This window comes from Thalassotalea sp. G20_0, assembly GCF_017744175.1.
Lineage (GTDB): Bacteria > Pseudomonadota > Gammaproteobacteria > Pseudomonadales > Endozoicomonadaceae > Endozoicomonas.
Genome location: NZ_JAGHQV010000029.1, coordinates 68,282 through 81,844, shown reverse-complemented (window position 1 = coordinate 81,844; position 13,563 = coordinate 68,282). Strand labels below are relative to the sequence as shown.

The following is a 13,563-nucleotide window of genomic DNA, read 5'->3' as shown; positions in this document are numbered from 1 at the left end:
GGTGGGCGGGCGCAATACGGGCATAATTAATGGTGTCGTAACTGTAGCGAATGGGTGGCCAGAGCATCCATCCTTTGGGCTCGACCAGTTCTTTGGCAAATTCCTGTCGGTAGTCCATTTCCAGTTCAAACTCTCCGCCAAAGGTGGTTTCCGGATAGGTGACCAGGGTCGGGAAATAGGGGCTGCCATCGTACCAGAGCAGCAGTGGCTTATCGTTAGCCACCACCTCTGCCAGCAAGGTTATGACGAAGAGAATGCTGAATAGCCAGAGCGAAATATAACCCCGGCGATTCTGCTTGAAATTCTGCCAGCGGCGCTGGTTGAGCGGATTAAGTTTGAACTTTGTCATTCCACGTCAGTCCCTGGCTTCGAAGTCAATACGGGGGTCAACGGCGACATAGGTGAGATCACCGAGGAGTTTGATCAGCATACCCAGCAGGGTAAAGATATAAAGAGAGCCAAAAACCACGGGATAATCCCGGTTGATGGCGGCTTCATAGCCAAGCAGTCCGAGCCCATCCAGAGAAAAAATGATTTCAATCAGCAAGGAGCTGGTAAACAGGATGCCTATTAACGCCGCAGGGAAGCCGGAAATCACCAGCAACATGGCATTACGGAAGATATGGCCATACAGGACTTTTCGGTCATCCAGCCCTTTGGCTCTTGCGGTTTGCACATATTGTTTATGGATTTCATCAAGGAATGAATTCTTGGTGAGCATGGTCAGTGTGGCAAAGCCACTGATGACCATGCAGATGATGGGCAATATCATGTGCCAGATATAGTCGCGGATCTGACCTATCAGACTTAATTCGTCGAAGTTGTCCGATACCAGCCCTCGCAGTGGGAAAACGTTCCAGTAACTGCCTCCGGCAAACAGCACGATTAGCAGAATGGCCAGAAGAAAGCTCGGAATCGCATAACCCGTGGTGATCACAGCGCTTGACCAGATATCGAACCGACTGCCGTGTTTCAATGCCTTGCGAATACCCAGCGGAATGGAGATCAGGTAGATGATCAGGGTGCTCCAGAGGCCCAGTGAAATTGAGACCGGCAGTTTCTCCTTAATCAGGTCGACCACTTTGGCGTCGCGGAAAAACGAGTCGCCAAAATCAAAGGTCAGGTAGTTTTTGATCATCTGCACAAACCGCTCATGGGCTGGCTTATCAAAGCCGTACAGTTGCTCGATATCTTTGATCAGTTCCGGGTCAAGACCTCTGCGTCCGCGATATTCTCCGCTCTCATCCAGACTCATCTGTTGGACTTCGGCGTTACCGGAACCTCCGATTCGGCTGATGGCATTGACTTCAAAACCCTCAAGTTTGGCAATCATCTGTTCCACCGGGCCACCGGGAGCGGCCTGAATGATAACAAAGTTCACCAGCATGATCCCGAACAGGGTCGGGATCATCAGGGCAAGTCGGCGCAAGATATAGCTGCTCATGGCGGGTTCCTGTTAACGGTTTTTTCTGCGGCGATAAATCCAGACAGGAATAAGTCCCAGCAATATCAGTGCTGAGTATAACCATGAACTGTCGTTTTCAGCGTTATCGGCTGTCGCCCCGGCATCACCGTTGTTCCGGGATGACTCAGTTGTTGCATCCGGTTGACTGTCGATCCACCAGGTATAAATGTCGGTACTGTACAAAGGTTCTGATTCTGGCCTGATTAATCGGCTGGAATGGGCGATTCGGTCATAAGGGTAGTACCACTGGGGAATCAGGTACTCACCCCACAACAGCACCCGGTCCAGCGCTTTTACTGCGGTCGTCAGCTCCTCTCTGCTGGTGGCATCAATCACATGATCAATCATGGCATCCACCACCGGATCTTTGATTCCCATGTAGTTACGGCTGCCTTTGGTGTCTGCCGCTTTACTGCCCCAGAAACCCGTCTGCTCATTACCCGGAGAGGCAGATTGGCCATAGCCGGCAACGATCATGTCATAGTCAAAGTCACGAATACGGTTGATGTATTGGGAGATATCAACGGTTCGGATCTTCAGTTCAATGCCCATTTGTTCCAGATTTTTCTTGAAGGGCAGTGCCACCCGCTCAAGAGAGGGTTGTCCGAGCAGTAACTCAACCTCCAGGGGTTGGCCATTGTTATTGACCAGCTGGTTGTTCTCAAGGGTCCACCCTGCTTTTTTCAATAGCCTCAGTGCTTTTTTCAGTTGCGGCCGGATATTGCCGGAACCATTGGTTACCGGAACGCTATAGGGTCTGGTAAAGAGTTCTGCCGGTAACTGATTACGCCAGGGCTCAAGGAGTTTCAGTTCATCGCCTTCTGGAATGCCGGTGGCTTCCATGCCTGAATTGCCAAAATAGCTCTTCGAACGAATGTAGCTGTCATGGAACAGGTTGCGATTCAGCCATTCGAAATCCATGGCATAGCCCATGGCTTTTCGGACCAGGGGATCCTGCAGGAAGTCCCGTCGCAGGTTGAAGGCAAAGCCCTGGATAGGCGCAGGGTTTCGGGTAGGGATGGTGGCCAGAATCAGTTCACCGTTGTGAACCGGGGGTACGTCGTAGGCAGTGGCCCAGTTTTTGGCAATATTTTCATAGCGCAGGTCATATTCGCCAGCTTTCAGTGCCTGCAGGGCAACATGTTCGTCCCGGTAGTAGTCGTAACTGACCTCATCAAAATTATATCGGCCCCTGTTAACGGGTAAGTCTTTGGCCCAGTAATCCTTGACCCGCTGATAGACAATACTCCGGCCGCCATCAACACTTTTAACCTGATAGGGACCACTGCCAAGGGGGATTTGCAGTGAGGCAGAGGAAAAATCATTCTCATCCAGTTCCCAGTAATGTTTAGGGAGCACAGGCAGCTCTGACAGAATAAAAGGCAGTTCACGGTTATTGCTATGTTTGAATGTGAATTTGACCCGACGATCGGCAAGAACGGTGACGGTGTCCACATCGGAATAGTAACTGCGATAGAAAGGGTGTCCCTGACGGGTCAGCAGTTCAAAGGTGTATTTTACATCGTCAGCAGTGATCCGCTGACCATCATGGAAACGGGCGTCGGGGTTCAGATTAAAGGTAATGCTGCTGTTATCAGAGGCTTTTTCTGCGGACTCGGCGATGAGTGGATAGAGGGAGAAAGGCTCATCACGGCTCTGGATCATCAATGTGTCATAAATAAGCTCGATACCGCTAACCGGGGTTCCTTTGTTGGTATATGGATTGAGGCTGTCAAAGGTACCACTGGCAGCCATACGAATACTGCCGCCTTTGGGGGCATCCGGATTGACATAATCAAAGTGCGTAAAGGGCTTGCTGCCATATTTCGCTTCACCGTGCAGCACCAGTGACGTTTTAGCGATGACCTCGTGCTCAGACCCGGTTGTATGTCCCGAGGCAGTGGCTGATGACCCGCTGGAATAAGAGAGAGTCACCCCAAGGGTCAGCGCTGCAAGTGTAAGATAACCAGAATTCATGACCATCATAAGCAACCGTTAGTATTTAAGAATCTCTGTGCAGTCTTGTATATAAGTAATCGTTCTAATATAGACTGAACCATGGATGGTTGTTAAGTACCAGTCCTGCTTTGTCAGCATATCAATATTCCCGCCACCAGGTACTTAAGCCATTGTCAAAAGGCGGGGCAAGCTCAGGGTGTTGCAATCCCGGCCAGTAAACCATTGGCCAATAGGGCAGGTACCATTGAGGAATGACCGCGTAGTGCCAGAGTACGATCCGATCAATGGCCCGGGTGTAAAGAGCCAGCTCTTCACGGGTTGTTGCCATGATGGCTTTATCTATCATACGGTCCAGCGAGTCGAGTTTAATGCCGGAAAGGTTTTGTCCCGCGTCACTGTCTGCGCTGGCGCTGCCCCAGAAATTTTTCAACTCGGTACCGGGGGTAATGCCAGGGTAAAAGCCGTGAATGATCATATCAAAATCAAACCTGCGGAGACGATTGATGTACCGCGAGGCATCTACGGTATTCATGCTGGCGGCAATACCCAGTTCACTGAGATTGCGGACGAATGGAATCACAAAGCGTTCATGTTCAGGGTCAGTCAACAGAATTTCAAACTTCAGTGGTTGACCATGGGGATCAACAAGCGTTTTGTTTTTGTAGCTATAACCTGCTTCTTTCAGCCATTGGAAGGCCAGTGTCTTGTTGTTTCGCCAGTTGCCTGAACCGTCTGTCTGAACCGGCTCCCAGTGATTGGTAAACAGCTCATCAGGAAGCTTATTCTGCCAGGGAGCGAGAATTGTCTTCTCTTTGTCAGAAGGTGGCTTATCAGCCGCAAGGTCTGAGTTAGAGAAAAGGCTGTAGGCCTGATGGTACATCCCAAAAAACAGGTGTTGATTCATCCAGTTGAAATCCAGCGCCTGTGAAATGGCTTTTCTGACTTTTCGACTGGCAAAAACCGGCTTTCTCAGATTGAATACAAACGCTCGCATGCCCAGACTTTTGTTATCTATTTTTTCCTGAATGAATTTTGCTTTACCTGTCTGCGTTGGTTTATAAGCCTGTGACCAGCTTCGGGGATTGGCATCAATGCGGAGGTCGTACTCTCCTTTTTTAAAGGCCTCAAGGGCTATGCTGTCGTCCCGGAAATAGTCTGTTCTGATAAGATCAAAATTATGTCGACCTTTGTTGACGGCCAGGTCAGCTGCCCAATAATCCGTAACACGTTCATAGGTAACAAAGCGTCCGGGGCTGAACTCTTTTACCCGGTAAGGACCACTGGACAGTGGGGGCTTCAGTGTCGCCTTGAAGAGGTCACGCTCTGGTCGCTGCCAGTAGTGCGCTGGCAGCACCCTGAGTTGAGAGAGTCGAAGAATCAGACTTTTGGCTGGTGGCTCAGAAAAACTGAAACGAACAGACGTTGTCGATATAGCCTCGACATTATCAATGATTCCATAGAGGTGCCTGTAGTGAGGTGGGCCTCGTTTTTTCAGTGATTGGAAGGTATAGACAACATCTTCTGAGGTGATGGCGTGTCCATCATGAAACCGGGCATGGGGATTCAGATGGTATATGACCCAGCGAAAATCATCCGGATACTCAATTTGCCGGGCGATCAGGCCATAGACTGAATAGGGTTCATCACCGGCCCTGGCCATCAACGGGTCATAGAGAAAGTAGCTGCCATCAGCCCAGATGCCTTTTGGGGCAAAAGTATTAAACGTATCAAAACTGCCGATAACGCCTTTTCTCAGAGTACCGCCTTTGGGGGCATTGGGGTTGGCATAGCCAAAGTGGGTAAAATTATCAGGATATTGCAGCGAGTTATGAAAGCTCAGGCCATGAGCTATCGTTGAATTTTTATCGGCAGGGTTTGCGCAGGCATACACAGAGTAGATAAGACTGATAAATAGAAATCCATTTTTCAAAAAGTCAGTCATCCCGCGAGTTCCTTTCAATTAGCCACACTTATTGGTTTTTCTGGTACCACCAGGTACTCAAATCCAGTGCATAGGGCGCAGGATTTTTCGGGTACCTCAGTTGCTGTTTGTGGACTATCAGCCAGTGGGGCTGGTACCAAAGTGGCAGTACATAGTGATTCCAGAGAATGATTCTATCCATGGATTTGACCAGCGTTAGCAGTTCCTCCCTGGAGTTGGCCCGGGGTATTTTCTCCGTCAGGCTATCAATGGATTTCAGCTTGATACCGGCAATATTTCTGGAACCGTGCTGGTCAACAGTCGCTGAACCCCATAAGCTGGCCTGCTCTGTGCCGGGTGAGGGCGTGTGGGGAAAGGTGTACAGAACCATATCAAAGTCCTGGTTTCTTAGCCTTTCAACATATTGGGCAGCGTCTACGGTTCTTATATTCAGTCTGATCCCCAGGCTTTCCAAAGTCTTTTGAACTGGAATAAAGATCCGTTCATCTTCAGAAGAGGACAACAGGATTTCAAGCTCCAGCGGTTTGCCGTTTTGGTTCACCAGCTGGTTGTTGTTGATGGTCCAGCCGCTCTGCTTTAACAGCGATAGCGCTTTTCTTTTGCGATCCCGGCGGGTCATCCGGGGCTCATCCCCCGGTGGAATCCATGCCTGATCCAATGCTTGTTCCGGAATTTCATGTTTCCATACTGAGAGCAGTTCTGTTTCCTGTTGAGAGGGTTTTCCCGAAGCCCCCAGTTCTGTCCCGGCAAAAACGCTGTCTGCCCGATGGTACATACCATGGAATAAGTGTCGATTGATCCAGTCAAACTCAACGGCATATCCCAGTGCTTCTCTGACACCCGGCTCTGATAGAATCTCTCTTCTGGTGTTGTAGGTGATGGTTAATGTCTGTGGGTTACGATTGCTTAAAGATGTGCGAATCAATTGGTTTTTTTTCAGTGATTCATCCCGTATCTGGTCATGCCAGACGCGAGGGTCGCTGATGGCTTTGAAATCGTATTCTCCTTTCTGCAAGGCTTCTAAAAGGACATGGCTGTTTCGATAATACTCGTATTGAATGCGATCAAAATTGTTTCTTCCCCGGTTAACGGGCAGATCTTTCCCCCAGTAGTTTTCGACCCTGGCAAAGGTTATTGAGCGTCCTGGCTCTATTTTCACAGGTTTATAGGGGCCACTGCTGACAGGAATCTCCATACCGGGAGAAGAGAAATCACGGTTTGCCCAATAGTGTTTCGGTAGAATGGGCATTTGCCCAAGAATCAATGGCAGTTCCCGATTATTGCTATGCCTGAACACAAAAAGTACTCTGTGGCTGCTGGTGGCTTCTACCTTCTCGACATCCTGATAGAACTGTTTATAAAACGTTGACCCTTTTTCCCGGAGCAGGTCAAAACTGAATTTAACATCATAAGCAGTGACGGGGTGGCCATCATGGAATCGGGCCGCCGGGTTTATGGCAAAGGAGACCCAGGTATTATCAGGGGCAAGTTCTATACCCTCGGCAATCAGGCCATATTTGGTCAGGGGCTCATCCCAGGATCTGGCCAGCAGCGTATCATACATCATATGGCTGCCAGCCGCGGCTGTGCCACGATCAATATAAGGGATAAGGCTGTCAAAATGACCAATAACGCCCTGTTTCAGCTCACCACCTTTTGGTGCATCGGGATTAACATAGTTAAAGTGCCGAAAGCTCTCAGCATACCCGGGCTCACCATAAAGGCTGATGGCGTGTCTTAACCTGCTGTTCTGGTCTGCAGCAGATAGCATTGGACTGATACTCAAGACACAGATGATCAGCGGTGTTGTTAATCTGAAGACGGTAAACCCCATAGCCGTAATCCCGATGTCTGCTCTTAAAGACTTATCTTATTTTTGGGAGAGATGATCAAAGATCAGGACCTTCCAGCAAAAAAGCTATCAGGATAGCATCTGCCGGAAAGGTGGGGGTGTCAGAAGCTGCGGGTTACATTGACAAATAATGTGACCTGCTGGCCGGGGTGAATGAATTTGCCATTCATATCGCTGTTCCAATCCCTGATCTGGGCGACATTCACATTAAACTTTGAGGCAATTTTGGCCAGGGAGTCACCGGAACGGACTTTGTAGTGTACCTTTCTCACAACTGCATTTTGTGAATCCTGTTTCTTCCAGACCACCAGCTTCTGATTAATTCGCAGTGTATCTTTGGGAGACATATTGTTCCAACGAGCCAGCTCGTTAACACCAACATCGTACTTTTGGGCAATCGTCCAGAAGCTGTCGCCAGACTTTACCAGGTACTCAACTCTGTAACGGCCATTCACCGAACGATCTTGCTTTGCTGCAAGGCGCTGGCTGGCACTGAGCGTGTAACTTTCTGCTGTTTTCGCCGCTACCGGGATCATCAGGCCCTGACCAATACGAATAATGGTGCCGCTGAGTTTATTGGCCTCAGTAATGACATTGACACTGGTCCGGTATTTCATGGCAATGGTACTCAGGGTGTCACCGGCACTCACTGTGTAGCGATCCCATTTTACCCGTTTCTCCGGCGGCAGGCTTGCCAGCTGAGTCCGGAAATGTTCAGCATGAGTGACTGGGACTACCAGGTGGTGAGGACCTTCCGGTGGCGTTGACCAGCGGTTCAGCCCGGGGTTGAGTCGGTAGAGTTCTTCCAATTCGACACCCGACAGTTTGGCTGCCTTGGCCATATCCAGCTGACCACTGGTATCTACCTTGGCGAAGTAGGGCTTATTGGGGATTTTGCTCAACTGAACGCCATGTTTGGATGGATTTCGAACCACTTTGCCGAGGGCGATCAGTTTTGGCACATAGGCCGTGGTTTCCCTGGGAAGATCAAGTGCCCAGAAACGGGTAGATTTACCGAGCTTTTTGTTTTTCCGAACAGCCCGCTGTACCCGGCCGGGGCCAGAGTTAAACGCTGCCAGTGCCAGCTCCCAGTCGCCAAATCTATTGTACAGGGTTTGCATATAGTCCAGTGCTGCACGGGTAGAATGTACCACATCCCGGCGACCGTCATACCACCAGTTCTGATCGAGGCCATAGTGTTTACCCGTTGCCGGCATAAACTGCCAGAGCCCTGAAGCACCTGCATGAGAGTAGGCGAAGGGATCGAAGCTGCTCTCTACAATGGGCATCAGAGCCAGTTCCAGGGGAACATTTCTCGCTTCCGCTTCTTTGACAATAAAATAGAGGTAGGGCTCTGAACGTTTGGAAATCTGGCTGAAGTAAGACTTGTGACGTTTATACCAGTTCAGTTCCGCCTGGATTCGCGGGTTATTCTGGTCAAGATCCATTGCCAGGCCTGACTGAATGCGAACCCACAGGTCGTCGATGACCACCGGTTCTTTTTTTTCAGGCGTTATCTTCTCCGGTGTTGTGACCTCCACTTTTTCCACAGAAGGCTTTTCAACAATTGGCCTGGTTTCTTTCTTGACGGTGGATGCCGAAGATGAGGGCGAGTTACTCACCAGCTGACAACCAGTCAGAAACAGCGAAAGGGCCAGCGTTGGCAGAGTCCGTCGGGGTGGGCCAAAAATAAACGGCTGGCCTGTTAAGTAGGGGGCTTTGGTCATATATAGGGTTCTGAGTATTATCAGTTCATTATTTTACCACTATCAAAAATTATCCTTCCATGCTCGGATTACCCTTAGAACATCAACGGGGCTGGCACTTGAGGACGGATCCCTGTCAGAGGCGGCTTGAATAACTTCCGGTTGGTCTGATCTCAGGAACGGATTTGTGTCCAATTCCTTTCTCAGGGTTGAGGGCACAGTAGGCCGGTTTTCAGAGCGTAACTCAGCAACTTGCATAACCTGTTCCTGTAGCTTCCGGTTATTTGGCTCCACTGCCCGGGCAAATTTGAGATTGGCCTGAGTGTATTCATGGGCACAGTAAATCCGTGTATGGCCGGGGAGCGAAGCCAGACGGGACAGACTGCTGTACATCTGTTCTGCCGTCCCTTCAAATAATCGGCCGCAACCACCAACAAATAGAGTGTCTCCACAAAAAAGCGCTGGATTTTCATCGTCGCCGAAATCGGTAAAGTAAGCAATATGGTCCAGTGTGTGGCCGGGAGTGGCCAGAATTTTAAACTGGCAGGCGCTGAGCTTAACCGTATCATTATCACGCAAAGGGTGAGTGATTCCCTTGATGTTCGGGTTGTCAGGACCGTAAACCGGAATATTTCTGTTGCTGGTCAGTTCAGCGACTCCGCCAGTATGATCAAAATGGTGGTGGGTGATGAGAATGCCCGCCAGATTGAGTCCATGATGATTCAGTGCCTGTTCAACCGGCCTGGCATCACCGGGATCAACCACAAAAACATCCCGGCTATCCGGCGAATGAAACATCCAGATGTAGTTGTCATTAAATGCGGTTATCGGAGATATAATCAGCATCGCCTTGAATGTCCTTTCTTTCATCCCTGTGATCATCGTTGGTACTGCTGCACAGGGAAGATCAGTGTTGAGCGTGTATATGCTACGAGGTTGTCCGGTTGAAGATGTTATAGCCGATATCTGCTGATGTCATAGAATAATATTTTCTGTATAAACTCGATCTTAACGAGGTTAACATGAACAGACCTGATGATGGAAAGTCTCTGGGGTGTTCCGGGACAAGTATTGACTGTTTATTGGTACAATAATTTGCATGATTCGACGATTTCGGAAAAGGACCAAAAGCAGTTTCTCTGACCGTATTGGAGGCTTGCGCCGCTGGCTCGATACCGACTCAGGAAGGTTACTGGTTGACTATGAAAAAAGTCTGCTGGAACGAGAGTTAGGTACCATCTTTGGTTTCCATGCGGGGCAATACTCTGCCTCCTGGCATAAAGACCTGATGTTCAGCAGTCCGGTAAGAAGACAGTTTATCCTCGGTTCCAGCCATCTTGCCGATTGCCCGAGACCACAGGTGATGGCTGATCCCCATTACTGGCCAGTGTCACCGGGAAGCCTGGATCTTGTTCTGTTGCAACACACGCTGGAAATTGCCGACAGCCCACATCGTTTGCTCAGTGAGGCGGCGAATACCATTATACCGGATGGCAAGCTGATAATTATTGGCTTCAACCCCTACAGCATGACCAATATTGTTCGGTGGTGTGTGCCAGGTCAGCGTCGTCTTCTCAGGGATGCGCATTTTATTTCGACCTCAAGGTTGAAAGACTGGCTTGCCCTGCTCAATTTCAATGTGGAAAGAATCGTTTATGGTGGCTATGTTCAACCGCTGAAACGTTTCTTTACCGGTTTGCGTGGTGATCTGATTGAAGAAAGGCTGGAACAACTTCAGTTACCGGTCGGTGGCTTTTATATGATGATTGCCACCCGCGAAACCCCCGGACTGACCCCGGTAAGAAAAGTGTGGTCCGATGTGCGCAGGCGTTTTGTCGGTCAGCCATTGACCCGCCCCAGTGCTGGTAGAACCAGTTCCGTGAAAGTAAACAAAGACTGGAGTTCTTTTGAGTCAGACAGTTGAAATTTTTACCGATGGTGCCTGTAAAGGAAACCCCGGGCCTGGAGGCTGGGGGGTGTTACTCCGTTACGGCACTGTAGAGAAAGAGCTTTTTGGCGGTGAACCCGAAACCACCAATAACCGGATGGAACTTATGGCGGCGATAGAAGGGCTCAAGGCTCTTAAACGGCCCTGTTCAATTATTCTTACTACCGACTCCCAGTATGTCCGTAAAGGTATCACTGAATGGATGACCGGCTGGAAACGGAAAAACTGGAAAACAGCGGCTGGTCAGCCAGTGAAGAATCAGGATCTCTGGCAGCTGCTGGATCAACAGAATCAACGACACGATATCGACTGGCGATGGATCAAAGGTCATGCCGGTCATCGGGAAAATGAAATTGCTGACCGGCTGGCCTGTAAGGGTGCGGAAGCTTTCAAAAAGTAGATAGCCTCCTGGCCAATATTTGAGAACCGTTAACTATGCGACAGATCATTCTTGATACAGAAACCACCGGTATTGACCCTAAACAAGGGCACAGAGTTATTGAAATAGGCTGCGTGGAGATGATTGACCGGAAGCTCACCGGTAACCATTACCACGTTTATATCAACCCGCAGCGTGTGGTAGAGCAGGAAGCCATCGAAGTCCACGGCATTACCAATGAATTTCTGGCCGATAAGCCGGTTTTCAGTGCCATTGCTGATGAATTTCTCGAGTTTATTCGCGGAGCCGAGCTGGTTATTCATAACGCAGCGTTTGATGTTGGTTTTATCAACCACGAGTTTTCCCTGTTACGTCGAGGGTTTCCCAATGTAGAAGGTTGTTGTGGTGTGCTTGATACCCTGGCCCTTGCCAGGAAAAAGCATCCGGGACAGAAAAATAACCTGGATGCTTTATGTAAGCGCTACTTTATTGATAACTCTTCGAGAACCCTGCATGGCGCGTTGTTGGACTCTGAGATTCTGGCGGAAGTCTACCTTGCCATGACCGGCGGGCAGACGGCTCTTTCCCTGGTAAGCAGTGATGATGGCGCTGGTGATTCGGAAGAGGGCGGTAGTACTATCCGGCGACTGGCTGCTGGCAGGCCAGCACTGAGAGTCATCTCTGTCAGTGATACTGAGTTGCAAAACCATCAGAACAAGCTGGAACAGATTCAAAAACAGTCGGGCAACTGCCTGTGGCTTGCTAATGATTAGTTCATAATTTTAATGAGTTTAATGTGTTTAATCTCCGTTCACCCTGAGCGTCCTTTATCTGCTCAGGATGCATGACGAAGGGTGATTGACACAGTCTTTCAGGGTATGGAAAGGAATCAAGGAGTTTGCTTTGCCACTGGATCATGATCTTACCGATGTGATGGATGTGAACTATTCACCTTTGCAAGGCGTGCAACCTGAACTGAGTGGCCATTGCTGGCTGGTACTGTTTGAGGGGCAGGTTGTTTTGAATGAAGAAAGCATCGGAGAAAACTTCCTCTGGTCCAGTCTCGATAAGTTTCAGCTGGCAATCAAACATCAGGCGATAGTCACCGGCTATCTTCATGGCAAGGCAGCAGGGATTGTTGCACTCTCAAGTCTCACTGTTGAAACAGGTACTATAAGCATCAGGGCCTTACTGTCTGGGTCAGACTCAACGGTTTACAGTTTCCTTAGCCATGGCCTGCAGATCCTGACTTCACGCAGGGAACATGCCTTTTGTGGCTGTTGTGGTCATCAGATGCAGGAAAAAGTCGGAGAGTGGGCAATGGCTTGCACCCAATGTGGGCACCATGCCTATCCAAGGATTTCTCCCTGTGTCATTGTTCTGGTGACACGGGGGGAGGAAATGCTGCTGGTCCGACATCATCGCCATGGCAAAAATTCAACCATGCATACGCTGGTGGCAGGTTTTGTAGAGCCCGGGGAGAGTGCTGAAGAGGCTGTGCATCGTGAGGTACTTGAGGAAACAGGCCTCACGCTGGGCAAACTCCATTACTGTTTCAGTCAGAGCTGGCCTTTTCCCCATTCATTGATGATGGGGTTTCATGGGGAATACAAAAGTGGTGAGCTTGTCCTCGAAGAAAAAGAACTCAGCTTTGGCGGCTGGTTTCATCGGGATAATCCGCCAGAGCTGCCACCGGGATTTACTATAGCCAGAAAGCTGGTGGATTTGTTTAATTGATATTATCCAATCATGTTTATTGGTTTTTTAACAAAAACCTGAAATACCTATGACAAAGTTAATCATAAGGAAAGCATAAACCTCAGAAAGATCACCGAGAATATCGGGGATCTTTGCCTAACAAGAGTGGGTTTTCAGACCAATTCCGATTTGTTTAGCCTTACCAATTGCCGGACCTGTTACCTAAAGAGTCGAGGACCAGGTTGCCATCAGGTACCTGACCTCCCTGTGGTGTTGCAGTCAACTCAAAACCGTCGGTACAGACGAAATCATCCCCGGCGGCTCCACAGGCAGCACTGATTGAATACCAGCCATCGTCTGATATAAATGGATTGGCTCCCAAGCCAAGATTCCTTAAATCAGCGGTGTATTGATGGTTATCAAGGAAAAACTGCTCCTGTCTTCCAGCAATATCCAGCAATGCTGTCTGTCCTTCTGCACGCCGACCATTCTGGATAGCGTTTTGGTAACTTGGCACAGCAATAGAGGCCAGTATGCCAACAATAACAACGGCGATAATTAGCTCGATAAGCGTAAAGCCTGAGGCTTTTTCCATGTTATTTTATTCCTGATGT

At 49.3% G+C, this 13,563-nt stretch carries 11 protein-coding genes and 1 pseudogene; 4 read left to right on the top strand and 8 right to left on the bottom strand.

The genetic code is table 11. The features are described 5' to 3' along the window. The 7 genes and pseudogenes from J7438_RS16785 to gloB form a co-directional block, all read right to left on the bottom strand. A pseudogene (locus J7438_RS16785) lies at positions 1–349 on the bottom strand (ABC transporter permease); the annotation flags it as partial. A 6-nt stretch (positions 350–355) separates the two neighbouring features. Next, positions 356–1,444, bottom strand: a complete 1,089-nt coding sequence (locus J7438_RS16780) for a microcin C ABC transporter permease YejB (RefSeq protein WP_209277456.1) — start codon at positions 1,442–1,444, stop codon at positions 356–358. Positions 1,445–1,456: 12 nt separating this feature from the next. After that, on the bottom strand, positions 1,457–3,442 hold the full coding sequence (locus tag J7438_RS16775; RefSeq protein ID WP_209277455.1) for an extracellular solute-binding protein: 1,986 nt from the start codon (positions 3,440–3,442) through the stop codon (positions 1,457–1,459). Between the two features lie 121 nt (positions 3,443–3,563). Next, the gene (locus J7438_RS16770) at positions 3,564–5,366 is read right to left on the bottom strand and encodes an extracellular solute-binding protein (RefSeq protein ID WP_209277454.1); all 1,803 of its coding nucleotides are present in this window, start codon (positions 5,364–5,366) and stop codon (positions 3,564–3,566) included. 28 nt (positions 5,367–5,394) lie between these two features. Next, the gene (locus J7438_RS16765; protein ID WP_209203561.1) at positions 5,395–7,200 is read right to left on the bottom strand and encodes an extracellular solute-binding protein; all 1,806 of its coding nucleotides are present in this window, start codon (positions 7,198–7,200) and stop codon (positions 5,395–5,397) included. A 119-nt stretch (positions 7,201–7,319) separates the two neighbouring features. After that, positions 7,320–8,945, bottom strand: a complete 1,626-nt coding sequence (locus J7438_RS16760; RefSeq protein WP_209277453.1) for a lytic transglycosylase — start codon at positions 8,943–8,945, stop codon at positions 7,320–7,322. Between the two features lie 42 nt (positions 8,946–8,987). Then, the gene (gene gloB / locus J7438_RS16755; RefSeq protein ID WP_286196642.1) at positions 8,988–9,770 is read right to left on the bottom strand and encodes a hydroxyacylglutathione hydrolase; all 783 of its coding nucleotides are present in this window, start codon (positions 9,768–9,770) and stop codon (positions 8,988–8,990) included. 253 nt (positions 9,771–10,023) lie between these two features. Between gloB and J7438_RS16750 the strand changes: the two genes are divergently transcribed. The 4 genes from J7438_RS16750 to nudC all read left to right on the top strand — a co-directional run bounded on the left by J7438_RS16750 (position 10,024) and on the right by nudC (position 12,988). Continuing rightward, on the top strand, positions 10,024–10,848 hold the full coding sequence (locus J7438_RS16750) for a methyltransferase domain-containing protein (protein WP_209203564.1): 825 nt from the start codon (positions 10,024–10,026) through the stop codon (positions 10,846–10,848). After that, on the top strand, positions 10,832–11,272 hold the full coding sequence (gene rnhA, locus J7438_RS16745; RefSeq protein ID WP_101745800.1) for a ribonuclease HI: 441 nt from the start codon (positions 10,832–10,834) through the stop codon (positions 11,270–11,272). Before J7438_RS16750 ends, rnhA begins: the two co-directional genes overlap by 17 nt. Before the next feature lie 35 nt (positions 11,273–11,307). Beyond that, on the top strand, positions 11,308–12,024 hold the full coding sequence (gene dnaQ / locus J7438_RS16740; RefSeq protein ID WP_209203565.1) for a DNA polymerase III subunit epsilon: 717 nt from the start codon (positions 11,308–11,310) through the stop codon (positions 12,022–12,024). Positions 12,025–12,154: 130 nt separating this feature from the next. Further along, on the top strand, positions 12,155–12,988 hold the full coding sequence (gene nudC, locus J7438_RS16735; RefSeq protein ID WP_209277452.1) for an NAD(+) diphosphatase: 834 nt from the start codon (positions 12,155–12,157) through the stop codon (positions 12,986–12,988). 160 nt (positions 12,989–13,148) lie between these two features. Here the strand turns inward: nudC and J7438_RS16730 are convergent, their stop codons facing one another. Further along, on the bottom strand, positions 13,149–13,544 hold the full coding sequence (locus J7438_RS16730) for a type IV pilin protein (protein WP_209277451.1): 396 nt from the start codon (positions 13,542–13,544) through the stop codon (positions 13,149–13,151). Positions 13,545–13,563 lie beyond the last annotated feature (19 nt).

What these genes read in the sequence shown, in the direction of transcription:
- J7438_RS16780 (WP_209277456.1), bottom strand. Translation starts at nt 1,444, where the DNA reads ATGAGCAGCTATATCTTGCGCCGACTTGCCCTGATGATCCCGACCCTG.
- J7438_RS16775 (WP_209277455.1), bottom strand. Translation starts at nt 3,442, where the DNA reads ATGAATTCTGGTTATCTTACACTTGCAGCGCTGACCCTTGGGGTGACT.
- J7438_RS16770 (WP_209277454.1), bottom strand. Translation starts at nt 5,366, where the DNA reads ATGACTGACTTTTTGAAAAATGGATTTCTATTTATCAGTCTTATCTAC.
- J7438_RS16765 (WP_209203561.1), bottom strand. Translation starts at nt 7,200, where the DNA reads ATGGGGTTTACCGTCTTCAGATTAACAACACCGCTGATCATCTGTGTC.
- J7438_RS16760 (WP_209277453.1), bottom strand. Translation starts at nt 8,945, where the DNA reads ATGACCAAAGCCCCCTACTTAACAGGCCAGCCGTTTATTTTTGGCCCA.
- gloB (WP_286196642.1), bottom strand. Translation starts at nt 9,770, where the DNA reads ATGCTGATTATATCTCCGATAACCGCATTTAATGACAACTACATCTGG.
- J7438_RS16750 (WP_209203564.1), top strand. Translation starts at nt 10,024, where the DNA reads ATGATTCGACGATTTCGGAAAAGGACCAAAAGCAGTTTCTCTGACCGT.
- dnaQ (WP_209203565.1), top strand. Translation starts at nt 11,308, where the DNA reads ATGCGACAGATCATTCTTGATACAGAAACCACCGGTATTGACCCTAAA.
- J7438_RS16730 (WP_209277451.1), bottom strand. Translation starts at nt 13,544, where the DNA reads ATGGAAAAAGCCTCAGGCTTTACGCTTATCGAGCTAATTATCGCCGTT.